This is a genomic window from Endozoicomonas sp. NE40, from assembly GCF_040549045.1.
GTDB lineage: Bacteria > Pseudomonadota > Gammaproteobacteria > Pseudomonadales > Endozoicomonadaceae > Endozoicomonas_A > Endozoicomonas_A lisbonensis.
In genome coordinates this window covers 18,017-42,469 of sequence record NZ_JBEWTB010000001.1, presented here as the reverse complement: position 1 = coordinate 42,469, position 24,453 = coordinate 18,017, and the positions used below count along the sequence as shown (strand labels likewise).

15 protein-coding genes are annotated in these 24,453 nt (G+C 53.3%); 12 read left to right on the top strand and 3 right to left on the bottom strand.

The annotated features are described in order from the left end of the window. Nucleotides 1-35: 35 nt before the first annotated feature. Both V5J35_RS00170 and V5J35_RS00165 read right to left on the bottom strand, forming a co-directional pair. Nucleotides 36-1,958, bottom strand: coding sequence for a ShlB/FhaC/HecB family hemolysin secretion/activation protein (locus V5J35_RS00170; protein ID WP_354011646.1), 1,923 nt, complete (start codon nucleotides 1,956-1,958; stop codon nucleotides 36-38). A gap of 28 nt (nucleotides 1,959-1,986) precedes the next feature. Beyond that, the gene (locus tag V5J35_RS00165) at nucleotides 1,987-4,491 is read right to left on the bottom strand and encodes a protein kinase domain-containing protein (RefSeq protein ID WP_354011645.1); all 2,505 of its coding nucleotides are present in this window, start codon (nucleotides 4,489-4,491) and stop codon (nucleotides 1,987-1,989) included. Between the two features lie 338 nt (nucleotides 4,492-4,829). Here V5J35_RS00165 and tagH point away from each other — a divergent pair, with 338 nt between their 5' ends. The 12 genes from tagH to V5J35_RS00105 all read left to right on the top strand — a co-directional run bounded on the left by tagH (nucleotide 4,830) and on the right by V5J35_RS00105 (nucleotide 20,325). Further along, nucleotides 4,830-6,308 (top strand): type VI secretion system-associated FHA domain protein TagH, encoded by a 1,479-nt coding sequence (gene tagH / locus V5J35_RS00160; RefSeq protein WP_354011644.1) that lies wholly within the window; start codon nucleotides 4,830-4,832, stop codon nucleotides 6,306-6,308. Between the two features lie 44 nt (nucleotides 6,309-6,352). Next, nucleotides 6,353-6,850, top strand: coding sequence for a type VI secretion system lipoprotein TssJ (tssJ, locus tag V5J35_RS00155; RefSeq protein WP_354011643.1), 498 nt, complete (start codon nucleotides 6,353-6,355; stop codon nucleotides 6,848-6,850). A 23-nt stretch (nucleotides 6,851-6,873) separates the two neighbouring features. Continuing rightward, nucleotides 6,874-8,211 carry a type VI secretion system baseplate subunit TssK gene (tssK, locus tag V5J35_RS00150; RefSeq protein WP_354011642.1) on the top strand — a complete coding sequence of 446 codons (1,338 nt, stop codon included), beginning with the start codon at nucleotides 6,874-6,876 and terminating at the stop codon, nucleotides 8,209-8,211. Nucleotides 8,212-8,214: 3 nt separating this feature from the next. After that, nucleotides 8,215-9,045, top strand: a complete 831-nt coding sequence (gene icmH, locus V5J35_RS00145; protein WP_354011641.1) for a type IVB secretion system protein IcmH/DotU — start codon at nucleotides 8,215-8,217, stop codon at nucleotides 9,043-9,045. 27 nt (nucleotides 9,046-9,072) lie between these two features. Beyond that, nucleotides 9,073-12,564 (top strand): type VI secretion system membrane subunit TssM, encoded by a 3,492-nt coding sequence (gene tssM, locus V5J35_RS00140; RefSeq protein ID WP_354011640.1) that lies wholly within the window; start codon nucleotides 9,073-9,075, stop codon nucleotides 12,562-12,564. Next, nucleotides 12,564-13,268, top strand: a complete 705-nt coding sequence (gene tagF, locus V5J35_RS00135; RefSeq protein ID WP_354011639.1) for a type VI secretion system-associated protein TagF — start codon at nucleotides 12,564-12,566, stop codon at nucleotides 13,266-13,268. The genes tssM and tagF overlap by 1 nt, the downstream gene beginning before the upstream one ends. A 29-nt stretch (nucleotides 13,269-13,297) precedes the next feature. After that, nucleotides 13,298-14,608, top strand: coding sequence for a type VI secretion system protein TssA (gene tssA, locus V5J35_RS00130; RefSeq protein ID WP_354011638.1), 1,311 nt, complete (start codon nucleotides 13,298-13,300; stop codon nucleotides 14,606-14,608). Nucleotides 14,609-14,661: 53 nt separating this feature from the next. After that, complete coding sequence (gene tssB / locus V5J35_RS00125) at nucleotides 14,662-15,174, top strand: type VI secretion system contractile sheath small subunit (RefSeq protein WP_354011637.1); 513 nt, start codon at nucleotides 14,662-14,664, stop codon at nucleotides 15,172-15,174. Beyond that, on the top strand, nucleotides 15,174-16,667 hold the full coding sequence (gene tssC, locus V5J35_RS00120; protein ID WP_354011636.1) for a type VI secretion system contractile sheath large subunit: 1,494 nt from the start codon (nucleotides 15,174-15,176) through the stop codon (nucleotides 16,665-16,667). The genes tssB and tssC (V5J35_RS00120) overlap by 1 nt, the downstream gene beginning before the upstream one ends. An 88-nt stretch (nucleotides 16,668-16,755) precedes the next feature. Continuing rightward, nucleotides 16,756-18,267, top strand: coding sequence for a type VI secretion system contractile sheath large subunit (gene tssC / locus V5J35_RS00115; RefSeq protein WP_354011635.1), 1,512 nt, complete (start codon nucleotides 16,756-16,758; stop codon nucleotides 18,265-18,267). Between the two features lie 274 nt (nucleotides 18,268-18,541). After that, on the top strand, nucleotides 18,542-19,912 hold the full coding sequence (locus tag V5J35_RS00110; RefSeq protein WP_354011634.1) for a type II toxin-antitoxin system HipA family toxin: 1,371 nt from the start codon (nucleotides 18,542-18,544) through the stop codon (nucleotides 19,910-19,912). Further along, on the top strand, nucleotides 19,909-20,325 hold the full coding sequence (locus tag V5J35_RS00105; protein ID WP_354011633.1) for a helix-turn-helix transcriptional regulator: 417 nt from the start codon (nucleotides 19,909-19,911) through the stop codon (nucleotides 20,323-20,325). The genes V5J35_RS00110 and V5J35_RS00105 overlap by 4 nt, the downstream gene beginning before the upstream one ends. A gap of 514 nt (nucleotides 20,326-20,839) precedes the next feature. On the opposite strand, the gene V5J35_RS00100 is transcribed toward V5J35_RS00105, so the two are convergent. Further along, complete coding sequence (locus tag V5J35_RS00100; protein ID WP_354011632.1) at nucleotides 20,840-24,259, bottom strand: hypothetical protein; 3,420 nt, start codon at nucleotides 24,257-24,259, stop codon at nucleotides 20,840-20,842. Nucleotides 24,260-24,453 lie beyond the last annotated feature (194 nt).

The window sequence follows — 24,453 nt, the reverse complement described above, 5'->3', positions numbered from 1 at the left end:
GTCCGTGCATAAGGGTAACAGGGTACAAGTCGATGTCAGCGTAACTGGTAAGTGGCATCAATATAGGTGCGCCAGCTTCTGGCATCATTGCCGACCAGGTCACTGCCGGAACGGGAAGACACCGGTCTGGCAACGGTCAGGGTGGAGACAAAGCGGTCATCCCAGTTGAACCTGAACAACAGGCCCGCCCCTGCCAGATGAGCCCATGGATCGGGCGCCCGGGTATCGCTGGCATTAAACTTATAACTGTTCTCATGGCCGTAGGCGCCTTCAAACAGAACGGCATACTGGAGCCGGTCACTCAAACGCCTGCCGCTGGCAAACTCGTAGTTCAGCACGCCGGGAAGGTCAAAATACCACTCGGCTCCCAGATAAACGCCGGTGTCAGCAGAAAACTCACTGCCGGTAAAAGCCCGGACAGTATTTGCGCCACCCAGCGCCATCTGCTCGAAAGAGGGCAGGGGGTTGTTGCTGTAACGCCATTTAGACTTGACCACCAGACGTGAGTCGTTGTCAGTAAACGGCAGTGGTACAAAGAACAGGGAATTAGTGTCCAGTGCCAGCCGGTAGAAGGTATCGCCCCGGTCTTCAGGCACCGTATTGTTCAGACGACCATGCATCAGCGACAGCCGCCCCATATTCAGGGTGCGGATGCTGTCACCGAGAAAGTCCCCTTCGATAATGATTTCAGAGGTGTTGGCATGGTCGCCTTCGGTAAAGAGTGGCACAGACGCATCCCGTGTCACCCGCTTGTCGCTGTATTTAAAACCGGTGGCAAGGTTAGCTGCCCTGGAACGCTTCAGCTGATGCATCAGGGTGGCTGAGTACGTGTCGTTGGCGCCGGTGATGTTCAGGCGGTTAATAATCTCGTCGGCTTTGGAGGAGATATCAAAGCGGTTCTGTTCCGCATAGAACTCAAGGCGGGTATCGGCGCTGAACACCGGCAGGCTGTAAACCAGCTGAAACAGGTCGGTGTTTTCCGGATTGAAGGACTTGAGCGCGCCCAGTGTGAGCTGGTCGCCAATACCTGTGGGGTTGTACCAGTTGCCGACGGTATAAACCCGGTTTTCTCCGGTGAGTTCGGAACCATGGTTGTCGGCTCTTATGGCAAGGCTCCAGGTCTCCTCATCCCTGACCTGCAGGTTGAGGTTAGACTCCCCGGGGTTGTCGCCTTTCTCGAAATAGCCGTAAACACTCAACCCCGGATAATCGTTAAGCAGGTAAATGCTCTCTTCTATACGGGCATTGTCCACCAGTTCGCCCAGCTGGTCATTAAACGGTTCCTGCAGTTGTTCGGGCTGGTATTTGTGATTGCCCGACACCACCACTTTACCCAGTTTGCCCGCCACAATATCCAGCTCAACCACTCCCTGCCGTACTTCCTGGGGTGGGATAAAGGCTCTGGCCAGTAACAGCCCCCGCTCTCGATAAAAGCGGGTAATCTGTTGCGCGACTTTTTCAATATCACCGTAGGTCATCCCCCGTTCGGCGGTCTGGCGACGCAGGATGCTGACCAGCTCTTTCAGGTCGTCCAGACTGATGTCATCCGGGTTTTTGTTTAACGCTTTCTTCCTGAGCAATGCGGTCACTTCATCCAGCTCTTTGCGGGTAAAGCCGTTGTCCAGCACTTCTTCTGACTTCATGTATTGTTTACGCAGGGTTTCCGCAAACTGCTCAACAGTCTCCCTGGTGACACCCGCTTCAGGGTATTCGGGCAGGTTTCTGAACGAAAACCTGGTGATGGTGATATGGGGTACCTGTTCATTGCCGCCTTCTTTCAGCGTAACGCCCGGTTCGCTGCCTTTGTTGTCTGCGGCATCGGGTTTGCGCTCTTTGAACTCTTTCGGCAGGTCACGGGGGGGAATGTCCGGTACATAGTTTTCGGCGGCGGTCACCGGCGCGCTGAGCAGCGGCACAGATACTATCGCAGCGGCTAGCGTTACTGCTGTTCTTTTCACAACTGACTTCCCTGTTGGTGATGACGGATTAAAGAACCGTTCTTATTAATCGAAACCCGGTGTATTCATCGGGCTGCCCCGAATGCTTTGACCGGGTGGTGACCAGACAGCGTTTCAGCGGGTCTTTTCTGCTGCCCCCGGCGGCTACCAGCTCGCCATTGCTGTCAAACACCCATTCCTGAACATTGCCCACATGGTTGATCAGGCCGTTGTCGTTTTGTTTGCCGGTTGCGGCTTTGACCAGTGACAGCCCTTTGTGCAGGTTGCCGAACTTCAGGTAACAGTTACGGTCGGGGTCGCTGCCGTTGCTCTGGGGCGATGTGAGCGAGAGCCACTCTTTATGGGAGGGCAGTCGGTAGTGATAACCGGTTTCCTGACTTAACCAGCGGGCGTAACCATTGGCCTGGTCAATGGTGATGTTGTGCGCGGGCAGGTCGGCTTCAGCCTTCAGCGTCGTACATTGACCGGTTTGACGACAGTATTGGTTAAAGTCACCCACGGTGATCTCGTAACGGGTCACCGCCAGCTTTTCTTGCTCCGACCGGCCGACCACCAGTGTCGGACTGTTGCCGCCACTGGCAAGCTTGTCCTGACAGTAATAGCGCTGGCCTTTTTTTCCGGAACCCGGTGCAAGATGGGCGCAGAAGTCGATTTTGATCGACTGGATAGAAGTAGCGTCGGGGAAGAGTGTCAGCGCGTCGGACTGGAATCGGGCGGCGGTTTTCGGATTCTTTACCCCGGCCCGCCGGATACAGCTGGTCAGTGAATCGATGGTGGTTCTGGTCAGGGTGTTATGGTCTGAAGGGCTGAGGGTTTCCAGATGGTTCAGACTGGCGGCCAGTTTGCCATTAATATCCAGCTTACTGTTGCAGGTCAGGTTATTGTTGACCGAGGCAATGGCTGCTTTAATCTGCTGCTGTCGTTTTTCTTCTGCCAGTGCCTTCTGTCTCAGGGCTTCGTCACGGGCCAGCCGGGCATCCCTCTCTCTCTTTTCCTGTGCCAGTTTTTCCTGTTGCAGCCTTAACGCTTCTGCCTGCTGCCGGGCTTCCTCTTCGGCAGCCAGCCGCTGTCGCTGACGTTCCCGTTCCACCTCTTCCCGGGCATTGGCCAGCAGGGACGATTCCCTGCTGTATTCGCTGGCGTCGGTGCGCCAGTCAGCGGCTTTTTTCAAAAAGGCTTCGGCGTCGTCCAGCCTGCCGGTCTGTGTGGCCTCTGCGGCTGCCTGCAGATAAATCCCCATGGCTCTCTGCCGGGCATGGACAATGCTGTCATTATCTTCCGGAACCAGTGCCTGATAGCGGCCAATCAGCTGGTTCAGGGTGCTGTCAAACGCGCCATTAAGCGCATCACCCGGGGGTTGTTCAAGGGCTTTGTTCAACGCTTCCAATGCTGACTTCTGTTGCATTTCCAGCTCAATATTGGCGCGCAGGTCTACCTGTAACTCTTCTGTCAGCGTCTCTCTCAGCACCTCCTGTTCTGCTTCCTGAGTCGTGTACTGGTAGATAAAGGCAGCAACTGTCGCCAGTATTAAACTCGCCACCGCACCATAGACGGGAAGCTTTGACTGACAAAAAAAGGCTTTCTCAAAGTCGGGTACGGTCTGGGTGCGCTGGTCACGTTTAAAGGCCAGCGCCTGTTCCAGTGCCTTCCACTGGCGCTGGCTGAGACGTTTGATTTTTTCCGGCTTCAGCTGTTGTTCAAAGGCTTTGTCGGCCGGGGTTTTATTAAAAGGGTGTTTACCGGCAAACAGTTCATAGGCGACACAGGCCAGGGCATACACATCGTCACTGGTGGATGGCTCTTCCCCTTTCAGCATTTCATAACTGGCATAGGCGGGTGTCAGCGCGCTCAGACTACCGGCATCAAACACCGTTTTATCGCCTTCCGGTGTACCCTCAACACCACTGGCTGAAACGGCCCGGGCAATGCCAAAATCAAATACCTTGGCAGTGCCTTTGTGGGTGACAAAAATATTACCGGGTTTAAAGTCGGAGTGGATAATGTTTTTGGAGTGGGCGTGACCCATGGCCCGGGAGATATCCCGAAGAATGTTAACGGCCTGGTCATCCTCAAAACCGATGCCTGCCTGACGTTTAATTAACTCGTCCAGCGGATGACCTTCCATGTATTCCATGGTCATAAACACCATGTCACCATCCCGGTCAAAATCATAAACGGTGACGATATTCGGGTGTGCCAGATTCTGTGATTTTCTGGATTCCCGCTGCAATGAAATAAAGGCGTCCGGATGCTGTTTGAAATCTTCATTTAACAGCTTTAATGCCACATAAGGGTCACGGTCCCTGGCTTCTACTTTGCGCTGGTCAATGGCTTTATAGACCGAACCCATGCCACCGGAACCCAGCAGCGTTTCCAGCTGGAAGCGGTTGTTAATCAGTTTTCTGGTATTTGTTGGTGTGGACTGACCGGACGGCGGGTTTCCGGCAGCTCCGGCAATAATAGTGGCTTCGTCCTGCGGCGAAATACCCTTACCAACAAGACGGGTTTTATCATCGTCCTTACGAGTACTCATCCCTGGTACTGATCCCCGGCGTTTTACGCTCTTATTCTGTCATTACTTCCTGCAAACAGTATTAAAATTCTGGACAAAAGGTAATCAAGGAAATTCTAGAGTTTGGGGTATAAAGACACAAGCTGCAATTAAAAGAATGTTGTCGTTTTTTGACAGATCATTTCAATGCAACAGTTTTTGTAATAATTGCGATCGGTATCAGACTTACGCTAACATCCTTTGAACCACTAAAAATTGTGTTTTGCAGTGAAAGCAGTAAATGGAAGTATTGCTGTAAAAGCGGAATAAATACACGGCGGTGTATTTATTGACAAGGTAAGGGAACGGATAAATACCTTATGGCTGCTAACCTGGTTCTTGAAGTGATTGATGGCCCGGCAGAAGCCAATATGGCCGGGCATACAAAGACGTTTGCAAAATCAAGTGGAAGTATCGGTCGGTCGGATGCCAGTAGCTGGGTATTACCCGACATTGAACGTATTGTTTCATCAAACCATGCGGATATTCATTTTTCCGGCAACACTTATGTGCTGATTGATAAAAGCACCAATGGCACTTTCTTAAATGGCAGTGAATCCCCCATTGGCGCAGGTCAGCAGGTCACATTAAACGACGGCGATGTTATTGTCGTCGGCCATTATCATATCAAGGCGACGTTACAGCCGGTTTCCTCATCCCTGCCCGACGGTCTGGGTTCCGTTGATTTTCTCGATAACTCTGACAAAACCACCATTGGTTCTTTCTCTGCCGACCCCTCTGCTACCATGCAAGAGCCAAAGGACTCTCTGGACCAGTGGTTTGAGCCCGGACAAAGCGATGCCGCCAGAGATGTCTGGGGACAGTGGGATCAGCCCATGGAATCGCCGCTGCTGGATGCCTCGCAGTCTGTTGATCCTCTGGCTTCGTCAGCCACCCCTGATCCGGCCGTCTCGTCCGGAGTATCTCTCGATCCGCTGGATGCTCTGGCCGGTTCTGCCGGAAGCTGGGATGCCAGCCCTCAGCCAGTGTCGAACCCCAGTCACAACAGCGATGACTGGTGGCTAAGTGAGGCCGATAACACGCCTGCCATTGAACAGTCCATAGCCATACCTTCTGTTGAGCGAGCTATTGAGCCAGCTGTTGAGAAGGCTATTGAGCAAACCATTGAACCGGCTTTAACACCTCAACCTGTGGCGCAACCTCCACAACCTGTCGTTCATCCTGCCCCGCCGGAAACCAGTAACGTTGCTCCTGCACCGGACAGACAGGCGGGGACACTGGGAGAACGACTGGGCTTAAATGGCAATAACCCTGAACTGGTTGATCAGCAGGCAGCGGCCCTGATACAGGAAACCGTCAGTCGTTTAATGGATCTGCTCAGGGCGCGCAGCACCATTAAGAATGAGCTGCGCGTCGAGCGCACGATGATCGAGACTCAGGACAATAACCCCCTGAAATTTTCTGCCACGGTGGACGATGCCCTGGGCATGATGTTTGACGCCAACCGCAGTGCTTTCCTTTCGCCCGGAGAGGCAGTTCGGGACAGCTTTGACAATATTTCCGATCATCAGGTGGCGGTGATGTACGCCATGAGAGCCGCCTATGAATACATGATGGAACAGTTTGACCCGTCCAGATTGCGCACAGTGTTCGAACGGGTCAATGGCAAAGGGCTGTCGCTTAATAAAAAGGCGAAACACTGGGAGCACTATGAGCAGTGGTTTGCCGGGCAGAAAAAAGATCAGGAAGTCACCTATAACCGGCTTTTTGGTGACATTTTTGCGGACGCCTATGAAAAGAAACTGTCCGAGCTGTCTGCCGTACGACGGATGCCTTGAACAGAATTTACCTTACAGAACCATCATAAAAAGGATAAAAAACAGTGGTGTACTGGCAACGACTTTCAACCCTTTTCCTGTCAATGCTGATGGCCGTTTTGCTGGCCGGTTGCGGCACCACTGAAAAGGTAGTGGATTCCGGGCGGGAGTTACTCAATCTGGATACCCGTGTCGCCCTGGCGCTGGAAGCGGACGAGTCCCTGAACCTTGATGCAGACGAACGACCATCGCCGTTAGTGATCAGGATCTTCAAACTGGCGGATGACCGCCAGTTCCAGCGTGAAGACTTTCTCACCCTTTATGAAGATGCCGGAGAAAGGCTCGGGCGTGACCTGCTGGGCGAGGTCAAGCTGCGGGAAATTGCCCCCGGTGAAAAACGACTGGAAACCCTTGAACTGAGCGCCGAGGTGCGTTTTTTAGGGGTGATGGCTGAGTATTCCCGTTATACCGAAACCAACAACCTGCTGGTGTTGCCGGTCAAAGCCCATAGTGGCAGCGAATATAAAATATCAGCCAGCCAGTATGGTTTGAAACAGCCGTAAACCACGATCAGGGATTTAACCCGATGTCGAATAACAATAATCGAGTCATCTGGTCGGAGGGCATGTTTCTTCGGCCTCAGCACTTCCAGCAGCAGGATCGCTTTGTTGAAGCCCGGATAGAAAACCGTGTCAGTGTGTTGAACGCCTACGGCTGGGGTTTTACCGGGCTTCGCATCGATCAGGAGCTGCTTCGTCAGGGCCGGCTTTCCGTGGTTGAGGCGAGTGGCGTGTTTCCGGACGGCACCCCGTTCTCCATTCCTGATAACGATCCCCCGCCGGCTATTATCGAGATTCCGGTCAATACCCGGGATGAAGCCATTTACCTCTGTCTGCCCCTGCGCCGACCCGGTATCCGTGAAAGTGCCAGGGCCGGTGAACAGGCTCCCCAGGCGCGCTATCAGTGTCAGGCGGCTGACGTGCGTAACAATGCCTCGGATGCCGGGGAAGTGGCGTCTATTGAAACCGGACAGATGGCACTGACCCTCAAGCCTGCGTCAGAAGACCGTAACGGTTATGCGGTGTTGGGCATTGCGCGGGTACTGGAAAGACAGCCGGAGCATCCGGTCAAACTGGATAACCAGTTTATTCCGCCCCTGCTGGACTGCCAGCTGTCGCCGGTGACCAGTGGCTATATCGAAGAGCTGATCGGTTTGCTGCGGCAGCGGGCCAATGCCCTGAGTTATCGTTTATGCGACAGCGGGCGGGCAGGCTCGGCAGAGATAGCCGACTACATGCTGTTGCAGGTGTTGAATCGCTACGAGCCTCTTATGGTGGAACTGTCCCGACAGCAACGGTTGCATCCCTTTGAACTGTATAAGGAACTGCTGCAACTGTCCGGTGAACTGGCCACCTTTACCGCCAGTAAAAAACGACCAGAGTCTTTTCCACCTTTTGGCCTTGATAACCTTGGCGAGGTGTTTGCTTCGGTGGTGTCCACATTACGGCAGTCACTGGGCATGGTACTGGAGCAGACCGCCATTGCCCTGGAATTAACCCAGAGAAAGTTTGGTATTTATGTGTCGGTGGTAAACGACCGCAGTCTGATTGACAGCGCCACCTTTATTCTTGCGGTCAAGGCTGATATGCCCGGTGAAGCCTTGCGCAATAATTTTCCTTCCCAGGCGAAGGTCGCGCCGGTGGAGGTGATCAGGGAGCTGATTAGTGCGTCCATGCCCGGTGTGATGATCCGGCCGTTGCCGGTGGCGCCACGACAGATTCCCTACCATGCCGGGTTTGCGTATTTCGAGCTGGAAAAACAGGGGAAAGCCTGGGCAGCCATGAAGAATTCAGGCGGGTTTGCGGTGCATCTTGGTGCAGAGTTTCCCGGTCTGGAAATGGAATTCTGGGCCATCAGGGATTAAGCCATGACCGATAAAACCGTCATTATACCGACGCCGGGCAGCCGCCAGCCGCCAGCGACAGGCACTCTACCTACAGAGAGTCCACCGGTGCAGCAGCCTGCCCATCAGCCGGGGATGTCACCTGTCGGGGCTGCCGGTTCACTGCCCATTCGTTCGTCACTGAACCCGGTGGTCAGCGCCGCATCAACTCTGCTGACCCTGATGATCAAGCTGCGCACGACCATTGAGTTCAGTCAGGCACCCAATCTGCACCAGTTGATGGTGTCGCATATTCAGACCTTTGACCGTGAACTGCAGTCGGCCGGACTTCAGCCAGAGACGACAGTGGCAGCCCGTTACCTGATGTGTACGGTGCTGGATGAAACGGTGATGAACACCCCCTGGGGGGCAGCGAGTGGCTGGAGCCAGCGCTCGCTGTTAAGCATTTTCCACCGTGAGACCTTCGGCGGCGAGAAGTGTTTTGTCATGCTGCAGCGGTTGCAGGAAACCGCCGCCATGAACCTTGACCTGCTGGAGCTGTTTTATCTCTGTCTCAGTCAGGGCTTTCAGGGGAAGTTCAGGCTGGCTGCCAACGGCCCGGCCCAGCTGGAAACCATTCGTGACAATCTTTACCAGGTCATTCAGTCCCACCGGCAATACGCCGACAGCGAACTGTCGCCCCGCTGGCAGGGAACCGGGGTCAGGGGTAAAGGGCTGATGCAGTATATACCGGTGTGGGTGTTTGCCACGGTGGCGATGGCCGGATTGCTGGCGGGTTATGCCGGCTTCTCTTTCTGGTTGTTTCAGGGCAATGCGCCGGTGATTGAGCTTATGCAGCAGCTTGCCGGACAGTAGATTGATAAAAATTTCATGGAGCGAAGTATGAAGCGTTTTCTGGCGGTACTGGCTAACCCCTGGGTCACTGGCTTTATTGGCCTCTGTGCGCTCAGTCTGGTGATCTGGTTTGGGGCCGGCTATGTCCGTTTTGGCGCTGACAATACAGTGATCAGCAAAAACGCCCGGTTAATGACCATTGTCGTTCTGTTTCTGGTCTGGGTGATCTGTCGTCTGGTGTTGATGCTCAGGGAACGGAAACAGAACGCTGATTTGCTGGAAGGCATTCAGGCAGATGCTGGAGGTGAAGCTCATACCGCACCGGAAGATGCCCGCAGCCGGGAAGAACTGGATACCCTGTCCCAGCGGTTTAAAGAAGCCGTCACTGTTTTAAAGGCATCGAAATTCAGGGGCGGTAAAGCGCTTTACCAGATGCCGTGGTACATCATTATCGGCCCGCCGGGTTCGGGTAAAACCACGGCGTTAATGAATTCCGGATTACAGTTTCCGGTGTCTACGGGCGATGGCAAAGCGGCCCTGGGGGGCATTGGAGGCACCCGCCATTGTGACTGGTGGTTTACTGACGATGCCGTACTGATTGATACCTCCGGCAGGTACACGACGCAGGACAGCCACAGGATCGTTGACAATGCCGCCTGGACCGGCTTTCTGGGGCTGTTGAAAAAGTACCGCCGCCGTCAACCCATTAACGGGGCAATTGTCGCCATCAGTCTGCAGGACCTCATGCTGCAGACGGAAGAACAGCGACAACAACACGCCAAGGTGATTCGCGCCCGGCTGGACGAATTACAGCAGCAGCTTGGCATCGCCTTTCCGGTGTACCTGACCTTCACCAAAACCGATTTGATTGCCGGTTTCAGTGAGTTCTTTGGCAACCTCTCTCAGTCTGAACGGGAGCAGGTCTGGGGCATTACACTGAACCTGCCTGCTGGTCAGTCGTCGTCCACGGATCTGCAGGGTTTTGGCGACGACTTTAATGCCCTGGTCAGTCGCCTGAATGATCGGGTATTAAAGCTGTTGCATCAGGAAAGGGATCTGGAACGCCGGGCCTTGCTGCAGGGTTTTCCTGCCCGGATCAGTGGTCTTCAGGGGGCGATTGAGACTTTTCTGCAACAGGTCTTTACAGCCAACCAGTTTCAGGGCAGCCCGCTGCTGCGGGGCATCTATTTCACCAGTGGCACTCAGGAAGGCACACCCATTGACCGGATGATGTCGTCGGTCTCTGCCAGCTTCGGGCTGCCGGGGGATGCCGGCAGGCAGCAGGTGAATATGGGGAAAAGCTTCTTTATCCGCCGTCTGCTGAAAGAGGTGATTTTTCCGGAGTCCACCCTGGTTGGCGTCAATCGTCGGTTTGAGTCCCTGCTGCTCTGGGGCCGGCGCGCAGCGCTGACGCTGCTGCTCGGTGTGACCGGCGCAACTCTGGCGGTCTGGGCAGTAAGTGTCGGTAAAAACAAACGGCTGATTGCTGAGGTCAACGACTCTCTGGACCGTTATCAGTCGACATCTGTCCCGGCTGACAAGGCCACTAAAACCAGCGAACTCCTGCCGTCTATGGAGGCCCTGAAAGCGGCGGGCGGCGTTTATGATCAACAGGAACATCCCTGGCTGAACTCGCTGGGGCTTTATGACGGTGACGTTGACCGGGCAGCCAACCGGTTATACGACGAAAAACTGTTGTCACAGTTCCTGCCGGTTTTTCAGTCGGAGCTGGAACAGCAGCTTCGTTATCCGGATAAAAACTCGGCTGACACCCTGGAGAAGCTTCGGGTCTACCTGATGCTGACAACGCCTGAACACCGGGATAACCGGGTGATCAGCCAGTGGGCAGAGCAGCACTGGGCGCAGGAATTACCCGGCGAAGCGTCCCGGCAACAGGCACTGGCAGGGCATCTGGCACGGTTGTTAAGCCTGAGCGTTCCCGCCCTGGAGCCAGACTCTCAAATTGTTAAGGCGGCACGACAGCAGATTCGTGCCATCCCCGTCGCCCAACGCATTTATGCCCGGATGAAGCAGCAGCCCGGAATGACCGGCGAGGTGGATCTGTTCAGTGTCGTGGGTGGAGATACCGGCAAAGCGTTCGGTGTCGCTCCGGGCAGTGATGCCTTTGTGTCGCCCAGACGGTTTACCCTGGAGGCGTGGAAGCAGGCAGACTTCAGCGCGGACTCACCCCTGCTGACGGATCTGGAGCAGGACCAGTGGCTTTATGGCAGTACAGAAGGGGAAGATTTCAGCCGGACTGACCGGGAAAAAATTGCCGCACAGGTTGAGAAGCTGTATCTGGCGGAATACGCCCGGTACTGGCAGGGTTTCCTGAACCAGTTCAGGGTGCAGTCGTTCAGTAATCTGCGGGCTGCAACGGCGAGTCTGGAAGTGATGGCCGACCCGGTCTATTCCCCTTTGAAAGGTGTGCTGGAAGCGGTGGCCCTGAATACACAACTGGTGCCGCCTGTAAAACTGCCTGCGCCGGGTTCCGCCGCCGCTGAAACCGCAGGCAAACTGCTGGCAGACGTCAGAAAACCCACAACCGTTGATCAGCAGTTTCAGTCTGTAAATCGTCTTGTCAGCACCCGGCCTGATCAGGCTCCGGCGATTCAGGAGGTTCTTGCCTCTGTTCGTGAACTGCATGATTTTCTCAATGAAATGGTGCTGGCAGCGGATTCCGACGAACAGGCTTATGCGGCAGCCAGAGCCCGCTTTCAGCGTTCCGGCAACGATGTGATTAAACGTCTGCGGACCAGGGCGGCCCGGATGCCTGAGCCGGTTAAAGGCTGGCTGATCAGTATGGCGGATTCCAGCTGGGGGTTGCTGCTGGATGGTTCCAGACGCTATGTGAATACTGCCTGGCAGGATCAGGTGTACAGTGCCTACCAGAACAGTCTTCAGAACCGTTATCCGTTTGCCGATTCAGGCGACGACCGGCGTGAAGCACCCTGGCAGGACTTTAACCGTTTCTTTAAACCGGACGGTGTCGAGCAGCAGTTCTTCAATGAGTATTTAAAGCCGTTTGTGGATACCCGCAAATGGCGGGTCAAAACCCTGGATGGTCGTGGGCTGTCACTGTCGGGTAATACCCTGACGCAACTGCGTCGTGCCAGCCTGATTCGCCAGTCGTTCTATAAAGGCAGCAGTGAGCTGAATGTGAACTTCAAGCTGCAACCGACCCGGCTGGATTCCGATGTACGGCTGTTTTCGCTGGAGCTGGGTGAGCAGCGGCTGAAGTATTCCCATGGTCCGAGAATCGTCAAACAGTTCAACTGGCGTTCTGCCGACGACTCAAGAGCCCGGATTATTTTTGAAGACCTGAACGACACCGTGAACCGGCAGGAGTTTGAAGGCGACTGGGCCTGGTTCCGGCTGCTGGATGCGTCGGAGCTGTTGTCTACCTCTGACCCGAGAGAGTTCAGTCTGACGTTTAATGAAAGGGGGCGTAAAGCCCGGTTCCGGTTAATTGCCGGCAGTAGCGACAATCCGTTTGATACCTCGTTGCTGAGAAACTATCGGCTCAAGGGGTCGCTCTGATGAGGGCGACCGGCGCAAGGCGTTGTGGCTTTTACGGCAAGTTGCCCGCCCACGGGGACTTTATCGACAGGGATCTTCCGGTGTCGTTTATAAACCTCTGGGACCCGTGGTTGCAGCAGTGCCTTGCCGCCAGTCGTGAACGCTGTCGGGAACAGTGGCTGGATGTCTACCTGACCAGCCCGGTGTGGCGGTTTGTGCTGTCTGCCGGGGTGATAGACGGCAAAGCCCGGGCGGGGTTGCTGGTGCCGAGTGTGGATGCGGTGGGTCGTTACTTTCCCCTGACGCTTGCTGTCAGCCTGCGGGAGAATGAGCAACCCGCTGGTTTTCTGGCCAATAACGGCAAGGTGTTTGATGTCTGGGAACAGGTGGCCCTGCGTGCGTTGCAGGAACAGTTGACCGCAGAGCAGGTGGCTGAACAGCTGGCGCAGGGTAGCGTTATTGAAAACGCTGTGCAGGGCGCCGCCAGTCAGACGGCGCTGGTCAGAGGTCTGGCACAGCCGCTGGAACCGCTGAACCCCTGGGCGAACCTGCTGGATGCCAGTATGAGTCAGCAGCCGGACAGTTTCAGCCTCTGGTGCTGCAACGGGTCTGTGGCGATGCCGCCGATGCTGCTGTGTCGTAAAGGGTTACCCGACCCCGTTCGTTTTTCTGCGATGCTGAACGGGCAGTGGCAGGCTGAAGGCTGGGAGTGGCTGGCTGGTTAGATCGGAAGACAACAAGGATTGGAGTGTATATGTCATCAGTACAGGTCATGGATATTGAACAGTTGCTGGCACCGATATCGGATGAGCAGCCCCAGGGTTCTGATATTCGGGAAAACCGTTCACCGACGTCCGATTACTACACCATCAAGGACGCCCGTAATACCGCCAGGGCAACGGAGCGGAGCGGGCTGTTTGATGAAGAGGTGCGTCAGGAAGCGTTGAGCCAGTGGCAGCCGGTGTTTGAAAAAGGTCAGGACATTCTGGCGAACACCAGTAAAGACCTAGAAGTGGCGACCTGGCTGATGGAGGCGGCGGTTCGGCTGCATGGTTTTGCCGGGTTGCGGGACGGACTGACGGTGCTACACGGTCTGGTTGAACAGTTCTGGGACGGCGTGTACCCGGAACCCGATGAAGACGGGCTGGAAACCAAGGTTGCCCCCATTACCGGCCTCAATGGTGACGGTGCGGAAGGCACGCTGCTGGCACCGGTGCGCAACTGCCCGGTCACGGCTGAAGGCAACAAAGGGGAGTTTACCTATTTCAATTATCAGCAAATCTACGACGCCAGCAAGATAACCGATGAAGAGAAAAGGGCTGACCGCTATGAAGCCCTTGGTCATACCCTTGAAGACATTACCCAGACCATCTCGACGACGGGGGATGCCTTTTACCTTGATCTGGTCGAGAGCCTGGAAATTTGCAATGAGAAATATAAAGCACTGAACCATCTGCTGTATGAACACTGCGGGCATGACGCGCCGCCAAGCAGTCAGCTCAGCGACCTGCTGGATGAGGTGCTGCGGGCAGTACGCTATCTGTGTCAGGACATTATTGCCCGGGCGGAAGCGGAGTCAAAGGCGCAGGAGAGTGCGGCTGAGGTGGCTGAAGACGCTGAACAGGAAGGCGAGGTGCGAACGGTGACACAGACTATCGACTCCACCGGCACAGCATTGATGGCCGGACCCATTACCAACCGGGAACAGGCGTTAAATCAACTGTCGGAGGTGGCTGAGTATTTTCGTACCTATGAGCCACACACGCCGCTGGCAGACGGCATTGATCGTATTGTGCGCTGGGGACGGATGACCGTGGCTGAATTAATGATGGAGCTGATGCCGGAAGAGGCTTCCCGAAGTATTTTCAGTCAGTTGACCGGGGTCGCCATGGATGGCAGTTCAACGACGAAATATGTGGCCCCGCCCGTCAATGCGTTTAACCAACCATCAGACGCTGTGGCTGAAACCGCCGATGATGGCGGCTGGGGCAGTGAATCGGGTGGTAACGATGGCTGGGGCGATGAAACAGGCAGTGGTTCGAGCGGTGGGGATACCTCCTGGTAACAGGCGGGTGCAGTTTAGTTCTCTGATAAAAAAAAGACGACAGGGAGATAACAATGTCAGACAGTATTCATGACAAACTCAAGCGGGTAAGAAAGCCACGGGTGCATATTACCTATGATGTGGAAACCAATGGCGCGGAAGTGGTTAAGGAACTGCCTTTTGTGGCAGGCGTGATGGGGGATTACTCCGGGGATAATACGGAAGGTAAAAAGTCGTATAAAGAGCGCAAGTTTGTGCAGATCGACCGGGATAACTTTAACCAGGTCATGGGCAAGGTGAATCCAAAGCTGGGTATGAAGGTTGAGAACACCCTGGCGGATGACGACAGTGAACTGTCGGTTGACCTCGACTTTAACGCCATGGACGACTTTGAGCCGACCAGTATCGTCAAACAGGTCAAGCCCTTGAACGACCTGCTGGAAGCCCGCAACAAGTTGCGTGACCTGCTGAGTAAAGCGGACCGTTCTGAAGAGCTGGAAGAGGTGCTTGAAAGTATTCTTAAGAATACCGATGAGATTTCCAAAATTTCACAGGAGTTGGGACTGGGTGAAGGAGAGGATGCCTGATGAGTACTGAAACCGATAATGCGGTACTGGATCGTCCCGAAGCGGATGAACAGTCGCTGAACCTGCTGGATCAGGCGATTGGTGCCACCAAGCAGACCGGCAAGGATGAAGCCAAAGACCTGTTGGAGAACCTGACCCGTCAGGCGTTGCAGGGAACTGTCAGCTGGGACCGGAACCTGACCAAGACCATCAATCAGGCGGTCACCGCCATTGATGAGGCAATTTCCAAACAGCTCGCAGCCATTATGCATCATGAGAAATTCCAGAAGCTGGAAGGTTCATGGCGCGGCCTGAATCATTTGGTGATGAACAGTGAAACCAGCACCAACCTGAAAATTCGCATGCTGAATATCAGCAAGCGGGAACTGTTCAAAGACCTGGATAAAGCCGTTGAGTTTGACCAGAGCCAGACCTTTAAAAAAATCTATGAAGAAGAGTTTGGTATTGCCGGTGGTGAGCCCTATGCCTGCATGATTGGCGATTTTGAATTTACCAACCACCCGGAAGATATTGACCTGTTGAGCAATATGTCGAACGTGGCAGCGGCGGGTTTCTGTCCATTTGTTGCGGCGGCAGGGCCGGAGATGTTTGGCTTTGATGATTATACGGAACTGTCCAAGCCCCGGGATCTGGCCAAGATTTTTGAGTCACAGGAATACATCAAGTGGCGCAGTTTCCGGGACAGTGAAGACGCCCGGTTTGTGTCGCTGGTGATGCCTAAATCGTTGTCCCGGTTACCTTATGGTGCCAACTCCAAACCGGTTGAAGAGTTCAACTACGAGGAGTTTCCACTGGACGACAGCGGTATGGCGGAATCCGTCGCCCATGATCAGTACGCCTGGATGAATGCGTCGTACGTCATGGGTACCACACTGACCAGAGCCTTTGCGGAGTACGGCTGGTGTACGGCGATTCGCGGGGCAGAAGGCGGTGGTAAGGTCGAAGGTCTGCCCAGTCATATTTTCAAGAGTGACGATGGCGACACGGACCAGAAATGCCCGACTGAAATCGGCATTACTGACCGTCGTGAGGCGGAACTCAGCGGCCAGGGCTTCCTGCCACTGTGTCATTACAAGAATACGGATTACTCCGTGTTCTTTGGCGCGCAGACGGCACAGAAACCGAAGGTATACGACGACCCTGATGCCACTGCCAACGCCTCTATTTCGGCCCGGCTGCCTTATATTATGGCAACGTCGCGTATTGCCCATTACCTGAAAGTGATGGCGCGGGACAAGATTGGTTCGTTTATGGAAGCCAAAGATGCCGAGCTTTGGCTGAACCAGTGGATTGCCAACTACACCAACGGCAACCCCGACGCATCGGCGGATATGAAAGCCCGTTATCCGCTGGCACAGGCCAAGGTTGAGGTGAAGGAAAATCCGGGAGCGCCGGGTTCTTACAGCGCTGTCGCCTATCTGAAACCCTGGTTGCAAATGGAAGAGTTGACCACCTCCCTGCGGATGGTGGCGAATATTCCAACGTCGGGTTAATCCGCTGGTCGTTTGTTAAACCCTTAGACCACCGGTGTACGCCGGTGGTCTTTTTGATGAGCTCAGCGTTTGCGGTCAGGAGGTTTAAGTGTCGGATGACTGTGTGATTCAGCAGCGTGCCGCTTCGGATCAGGACTCTGGAGAAGAGAGTGGAGAGGATAGCCAGAACAATACGGTGGCCCGTTCTGAAATGACGGACCTTCAGCGGTTTCTTCTGGAACCGGACGACGTCAGGGCTCTGGCAATCTGGTTTAACGAGATCAGTTCGTTTTCCGGAGGCGACCCCAAAGACTGGTTAAGCAGCGAGATCGCCAGAATTGACGCTGAAATTAACCAGCTGCTTCATAACATTCTTCACCACCCAAAATTCCAAAAGCTGGAAAGCAGCTGGCGGGGGCTCTGGCATCTGGTGGATATTGCCAGTCAGTTTTCTACGACACAGGTACGGGTACTGGATGTGTCCTGGAAGGAGATTACCCGGGATATTGACCGCGCGCCGGATATTACCCAGACCCGCCTGTTCAGGCTTGTTTACAGTGAAGAGTTTGATATGGCCGGGGGCGAGCCTTATGGCATTTTGCTGGGCGATTATCAGGTGTCGCACCGGCCTTATCCCGGTTATCCCTACGACGATGTGTTTACCCTGCAGGGGATGGCACAGATTGCCGCAGCAGCGTTTGCCCCGTTTGTCTGCAGTGCTTCGCCGCAGCTGTTCGGACTGGATGACTATGAAGCCCTGGGGCTGCCCATTCAGTATGACACTTTGTTTCAGCAGAAAGAGTATCTGCGCTGGCGCAAGCTGCGAGAGGGCGACGACAGTCGTTTTCTTGCCGTTACCCTGCCGTCCATTATGATGCGCCAGCCTTATCGGGCCGGTGAGCATGAAGGACTGAGTTACGCGGAAGAACATCACCTTGACGAGGTTAACGGCTACCTGTGGGGCAATGCCTGTTATGCCTTTGGCAGTGTGCTGTTAAGGGAGTTTGGTGAGGCGGGCTGGTTCGCCCATATCCGTGGCGTGCCACGGGATTATTATGGTGGCGGGCTGGTCACGTCGTTTCAGCCTCAGGACTACCGCACCGACAGCCCTGAAACCGCCAGTAAAATACTTACTCCGGTGCTGGTCACGGATGCCATGGAGAGGGAGTTATCTGACCTTGGTATTATGTCGTTGTGCCATTGTCACGATACGCCGTTTGCCGCCTTTCACAGCTGTCCTTCACTGCACGCGCCGAAAAAGTTTCAGGATAAATCCGCCACGGCAAACGACAGGGTCAGTTCGATGTTGCAGCAGGTGTTGTCGGCGTCACGCTTTGCCCACTATATAAAGATCATGATCAGGAACAAGGTGGGGCAGTTTATTACCGCCGGGGATTGTGAGCGGTATTTGCAGGAGTGGCTTAACGGTTATTCATCGGGCCGGGATGATCTGCAATGGGAAGCCCTGGCCCGCTATCCCCTGAGAGGGTCAAGGGTGGAAGTCCGGGAAGTTCCGGGTTCCGCCGGGGTCTATCACAGCACTATTTATTTACGGCCTCATTACAGCGCGGACCATCTGGTGTCAGAGTTGCGGTTGACGACGGAGCTGGCGGCGGGGTGAGTATGATTACGGGCCAGATACCAAATCAGAAAAACCCGGGGGCATCTCCGCTGGAGAGAAACAGCAGGCTGCGTCTGGCTTAATTTAAGCAGTGGCATGAGTATTCTTATGCCTCAATGTGTGACACATTAATGAGTGACACATTGATGAGTACTATATTACTCATAATTATAGCAACTCTACAATAATGAGTAATATATTACTCATAAACATTGGATAATCTGTATTATGAGTACTATATTACTCATATAATGACTGCAATTTGAGAAATGGAATGACCACCAGGCAGCTTACCCTTCAAACATACGTTGATCATGAGTGGAAAGATTCAGCAGCCCTTACTTTTCCTGATCCGGAACAGGGGCGGCTGGGTGTATGTGAAATGGAATACCTCTTTGATTACGCTTTTGAATACCTTCACCAGGATAAGCATGAGGCTGCATTCTCACTGCGTTACCCGGTTCAGATGTATGAACCACACAACCAGCAACCCTGGTTTGCAACCATCGACGACATTATCCCTGCAGGTGCGGCAAGACGTTTCTGGATTCGGAACCTGGGCATGGAAAACCTCCCTGCCACTGAACAGGACTATCCGTTACTGGCTACAGGCACAATAGCCCCGATCGGCAACATGCGGATTAAAGAAGCACTACCCTTGATCAATGATGGAGAGAAGATTGATACCATCCTGTTTCCGCTGGACGATGCCATATCAAGAAGCTCTGATTTCCTGCAATACGCTAACCAGATGGGAGCGGTTGGCGGTGGTGCAACCGGTGCAGGAGGTGAGGCGCCAAAGTTTCTTGTTCGCTACACACCGGATGACAAGGTATGGATAGATGCCTATCAGGATGATGCGGATAATACCGATGAGCATTATCTGGTGAAGTTCGCCAGAAACCGTGGTAGCGCCGTCGATAAGGACATTCTCAGGGCTGAATACCATTATTACCAGGTACTGAGTGACCTGGGTATTAATACCATCGACACAGGAAAAATGAAGCTGTTTGACGACGGTGACAAAGTATCCTTGTGGTTACCCCGGTTTGACGTGGGTATCGAAGATGGAAAACTGGTTCATTACGGAATGGAATCTGTATTTTCAGCGCTTGCCCAACCACCCGGTTCAAATCTCAAGCACTTAAATGTCGTCGTCGAACTGGTGACACTGCTTAATCAGCATGACAAGCGTTTTAATCCTCAGACTTTTGTCAATGAGTGGGTCAGGCGAGATTTTCTGAATGTGGTGTTTGGTAACAGCGACAACCATGGCAGGAATACGGCTTTCCTGAAGCGCCCCGGGCAACCGGTTGTACTGTCTCCGGTTTATGATTTTGCCCCGATGAAAGCTGATCCTGAAGGCGTGATTCGAACAACGACCTGGGGGCCGGACGCCGGGCTTGAAGTCGGTGGTAACTTCGACTGGATAGCGATTGCCTTTGAGACGGAACAAGCATTAAGCCGGTCCGGGTTCAATATTTCTGCAGATTCTGTCATTGACGAATTATCAAAACTTGCCTCCCAGCTACTAGACCTGAAACCCAGGCTGTTGGATCAGGGAGTGCCTGAGTCCATTGCCAACATGCCTGCTTTCGGCTTTGGATTTCTGAATGAAAAATTGAAGAGGTGGGATCTGGTATGACAACAGAAATGACAGGTAATGCCCGAGATCGCCTCGCCAGGCTGAGAGCACAGAAGTCACAACAAGTGACAGGCAATACTCCAAAACCGAAGGCTGATCGGACGCATCAGAGCCGGGAAACCATAATTCTTGATCTTATGGTGCAGGTTTTAAAAGGTGAGATAACGAATGGTCACCTCTTGCAGCAATTAAGAAAGCGGCTGTTAGGTCTTAACCAGGACAAGTTCGCGGCATTGGTCGGTGTCAGCCGAAAAACCATCTCTGATATTGAAAGAGACAAAGGCAGTCCGTCTCAGCAACTCCTGAATGATGTGTTCAAGCCTTTTGGGTTAAAGGCCGGCATTGTCCCGGTATCCCAGAGCCAACTGGAAAAGCTGGTTAGTAAAGCCCATGACGAGCTATTAAGTAGCTGACTCTGCCTAACCCGGATGCATTGGCATTCACTAACGGCCAACTCCCCTGTTATCCCTACTCAGGGGAATCCCTGCATTTATAAACAGTTTTTTATTGCTATCCTTATATGCTCATTGCTGCCTGTCCAAGGAGGTAGTTCCCTTTGTGCTATGTTGCTTCCATCGTGTGACATGCTCCCCCAACTGAAGTAGGGGGCTTCTGACTTCACAGGTTGCAGCCAGTCTATAGCGACTGGACTTACACAGAAGCCTCCATCAGCAGAACCGGCTAGTCCGTCCGGTTTAAATTTTAAATTCTGGGCTTTGAGTAGCTGACAACCACTTGGTTTTCGATAAATAGTTTATTGGCAGACAACATATTGCAGGTGTTTTTTTCAAGCTGTGTGTTTACACGAATCGATCGGATACTTTGAAAGCATTGTCGTTTAAACGGCGGTTTTGCCCGCTTCGCCGGGCAAAAAAAGGCGACTAACCAGAGGTAGTCGCCTTTCATTAACGTCGTCGTTTTTCCAGGTTATTGCAGACGTGTTGGCAGGCAGCGTGTCGGGCTGTCTGGTACACAATCGCTTTCTCTGAACAGTCGCTCCTTGTCCAGACGGAAATTGTCGATATAAACAGTTTGCTCATGCTGAGCATCAGTAGCCTGTCTCATAAACAGGGTTACCGCGAAAGTGTGATCTTCCGGAAGGCTGCGCAGGGTAAAGGTCGCCTCACCCACATAACCTGCTTCAACATCAAGAACATCCCGACGTTCAACGACGCGTTTGCCGGCTTCATCCACTACTTCCACATCAACACCAAACTTCGTGTCTTTAGCGTCCTCGCCATCGAAATCAAAGCGGAACAGGTAGCGGGTACCCACCGGATCTGCGGATACGTCAAAGTTGCGAGTGATATTCAGAGTTCCCGTCTGACCTGCTCTGCGACGCAGTCGCAAAGCGTGTCCTCCGTCTGGCATTTTTACAACATGTGTAGTGCCGTCAGCATCGGTATGCCAGTGATTCATGCCATCTTCGAAATCACCATTTTCAATCGGGAAATCTGCACCACGAATCATGGCGGCCGTGTTTTCAAACTGGAAAGTACCACCCTCTGCCACATACTCAATATGCAGGAAGTTCGCACCTTCCGGCTGAGAAGTTTTGGCAAACAGTTCAGTGTTGCCCGCTTCCAGCAGATTACTGGTTGTGATGTCACCAATAACCGGACTGTTGACGTTGTTGTCAGCGCGCCACTTCAGACGGATAAAGCCTTTGCCATTGCCGTTTACAGATTTACCCAGTGCGCGGACAATGTAGCGGGTATTGTCCAGTCCCATGGATAAATCCAGTGCCTGGCTGACCGACTTCTCACCGTTACCAGTGATCTGCACCGCCTTGCCTGCTATACCATTAACGACAGTGGCAGGACCATTACCCAGCTCATCCCAGCCCTTTAATCCGTTTTCAAAGTACGGGTTAGTAAAGCGCATGGCTTTACCATCCAGCTGATTAAGCAGGTCTTCCAGTTCGATCCAGTCGGCATCAGGGTCAATCACCTCATAGTCCTGGTGGCTGACACCGGCAGGCAGCATAAAGGGTGACATCTGGAAGCCATAAGGTGTGCGCTGGTCGCCATCTACGCCAACAATACGACGGGGGGTCATATTGGAATAAGTCAGCTCGACACGTCCATTACGATAACCGGTTAGCAGTTCCGGACGATAAAAATCATCACGCAGTTTGTCGATAGTCCCCGGCGCAATGGTTTCGACCAGGCCAATACCGCCATACCAGAAATCGGCAATACCGATTGAATTCATCACATAATCATCAACTTCCATGGACCAGCGAGTCAGCATATGAATGCTGTCGCCACCAGAGGCGTTATCCATGGCCTGACGACGTCCGTCACGATACGCCATATAGCCACCGACCATTGGCGCAGTCTGCTGGTGCTGACCAAAGCCCAGAACTGCCGGGAAGTGCAGAATGTCATGGCGATGTTGAGAAGGGCCATCGTTATCGTAAGACTTACAGTTTTCACCATCATCATCACAGAATTGAGGATGATTGCCCGCAGAGAAGCCACCGAAATAGGGCGCACCCATATCATCGGTTTCAGCCATGGTGATGCCATAGTAGTTCAGATTCTGCTCATCCCAGCCTTTGCCATCGTAGTGATGGTTCAGAATCATGGTGGCACCCATGACGATAAAGGCGGCGTGGCTGCTTCGGATAACCGGCTCGCCTTTTACCCAGTGGTCATAATCAAAGTCACTGCGGTCATAGGTAAAGTTGGCGTAGTTGGCTGTGGACAATGGGTCCTGGGCGGCACTGATATCACCGAAGATCCAGGTTTCGTTAGCCATACCGTTGGTACCGAGGCCACTGCCCGTAGGGCGTGGGCCATGGTCATCGTTTGTCCAGGTAATGCGCTGCTCGGCTTTTACGGTATCGCCGGATCGTTTAGTCAACTGCCGCAGGTACTCTTTATATTCCTGCAGCTTCGGCCTGTGTGGATAAAGTTCTGCGGCCTTGAATGCCGCAGGCAGGAACTTCATGTTCACATAAACCTGAGGCTGGGCATCGTTTTCGTTTGGCAGTCCGGTGCTGTTGTAAACCCGGGCAAAGTGACCATCAACAGTACGAACACCACCATGGCGATCCGGGTGCAGGCCAGCATGGCGCTCAATCAACAGTTCTATGATCTCCACAATATCCGGGTCAGACTGAACCTGGTCAATCGCCATTAACAGGAACAAAGCCCAGCCAACGTTATCTGCAATAGGCGTCCTATTGGAGCTGTTACCTTCCGCTTCCAATTTCCGGGTCAGGAAGCCCGGCTGGTTCAGCAGGTCGTTGGTGCCGGGAATGCTACCATCAACCACCAGGCTGCGAATAGCCGCCTGATACTGGCTTAATTCATCCTGCAACCACTCTTCATAGCTCAGGCGGGAGTCGCTGGTGTCGTACATCACCTTGACGTCTGGCAGGGCCAGCATCATTCGACCGTCTGCAGTGGCAGCAATATCAGCCAGTTCCGCATCCAGCGTATGGTAATGTTTCAGGGACACACTGCCGCCTGTACGCAGGTCATTCAGAGGTACGGTCAGAACACTGGCTGTTGTACCGTCGTTTTTCAACAGGAACAGACCACCACCGTCTTCTTTACCGTAAACCCGTCCCATGGTCAGGGCTTTGAAGTCAGAGCCACTGGCGATAGATGTCAGCTTTCTACCGTCCGGGTTCATCCGGAACAAACTGCTTTCTGTTGCGACGTACAGTTTTTGATCTACCATATCGACAGCAAGACCTGCGACAGGTGCTGTGGTTGTCGTCAGCTGACGGTCATCCTGTGAACCATTCGACTCCCAGACGGCATTTTTACCGGCATCATAACGGTAAACACCTTTATCACTACCCACATAAAGCTGACCCTGAAAATAGGTCATGCCAAATCGACCGGTATCCTGTTCAGAAAGAGTGACACGGTCAAAAACACTGAATTTACCGGTGTTAGTGTTATAAGCGAGAATAGCGTCTTTATTGCTACCGCTGCCCTTACCACAGATCGCCATATAGAGAAAACGCCCGGAAGGTGTGAACGTCATGGCGCAGATGCCGTTATCACCTGACAGGTTCATATCAGGCACAAGCTTCCGGATATCACTCATATCCAGACTGCTTTTCAACGCCTGTTGAATGTTTCGAATTTCAACATCACCGGTTCTGGCATCCGCCACTGCGTACTTACCTGCAACTTGTGCCGCAACCACCATGGATGCATCGGTACCCGAAAAGGCCCAGTCAGAAGTGACAACATCCGGATTAGTCTGGGGTGGATTGGTATCAGAATCACTTCCTTGAGAACTGTCACTACTGCTATCGGTACAGCCTGTCAATATCGACGCAGAAAGGCTGCATAATAAAAAAGACTTGATTAACTTATTCATCTATATCTTTGGCAAACAAAAACTGGAAATTGGGCGGGAATGAAAATGTCTCCGTTATTTTTGATGTTATCAACCGACTTGTTGTGATTTTCTGATTCGTATCAATGTTGTTTATTGATAACAGACGATGTTTTTTTACAAATATTATTGGAATGTAACAAAGCAATAAGTACGCTTTAATTATGGTGTTTCTT

Bases quoted from the DNA above. Each gene is read 5' to 3' on its own strand.
- V5J35_RS00165 (WP_354011645.1), bottom strand. From the start codon at position 4,491: ATGAGTACTCGTAAGGACGATGATAAAACCCGTCTTGTTGGTAAGGGT.
- tagH (WP_354011644.1), top strand. From the start codon at position 4,830: ATGGCTGCTAACCTGGTTCTTGAAGTGATTGATGGCCCGGCAGAAGCC.
- tssK (WP_354011642.1), top strand. From the start codon at position 6,874: ATGTCGAATAACAATAATCGAGTCATCTGGTCGGAGGGCATGTTTCTT.
- icmH (WP_354011641.1), top strand. From the start codon at position 8,215: ATGACCGATAAAACCGTCATTATACCGACGCCGGGCAGCCGCCAGCCG.
- tssM (WP_354011640.1), top strand. From the start codon at position 9,073: ATGAAGCGTTTTCTGGCGGTACTGGCTAACCCCTGGGTCACTGGCTTT.
- tagF (WP_354011639.1), top strand. From the start codon at position 12,564: ATGAGGGCGACCGGCGCAAGGCGTTGTGGCTTTTACGGCAAGTTGCCC.
- tssA (WP_354011638.1), top strand. From the start codon at position 13,298: ATGTCATCAGTACAGGTCATGGATATTGAACAGTTGCTGGCACCGATA.
- tssB (WP_354011637.1), top strand. From the start codon at position 14,662: ATGTCAGACAGTATTCATGACAAACTCAAGCGGGTAAGAAAGCCACGG.
- tssC (WP_354011636.1), top strand. From the start codon at position 15,174: ATGAGTACTGAAACCGATAATGCGGTACTGGATCGTCCCGAAGCGGAT.
- V5J35_RS00110 (WP_354011634.1), top strand. From the start codon at position 18,542: ATGACCACCAGGCAGCTTACCCTTCAAACATACGTTGATCATGAGTGG.
- V5J35_RS00105 (WP_354011633.1), top strand. From the start codon at position 19,909: ATGACAACAGAAATGACAGGTAATGCCCGAGATCGCCTCGCCAGGCTG.
- V5J35_RS00100 (WP_354011632.1), bottom strand. From the start codon at position 24,259: ATGAATAAGTTAATCAAGTCTTTTTTATTATGCAGCCTTTCTGCGTCG.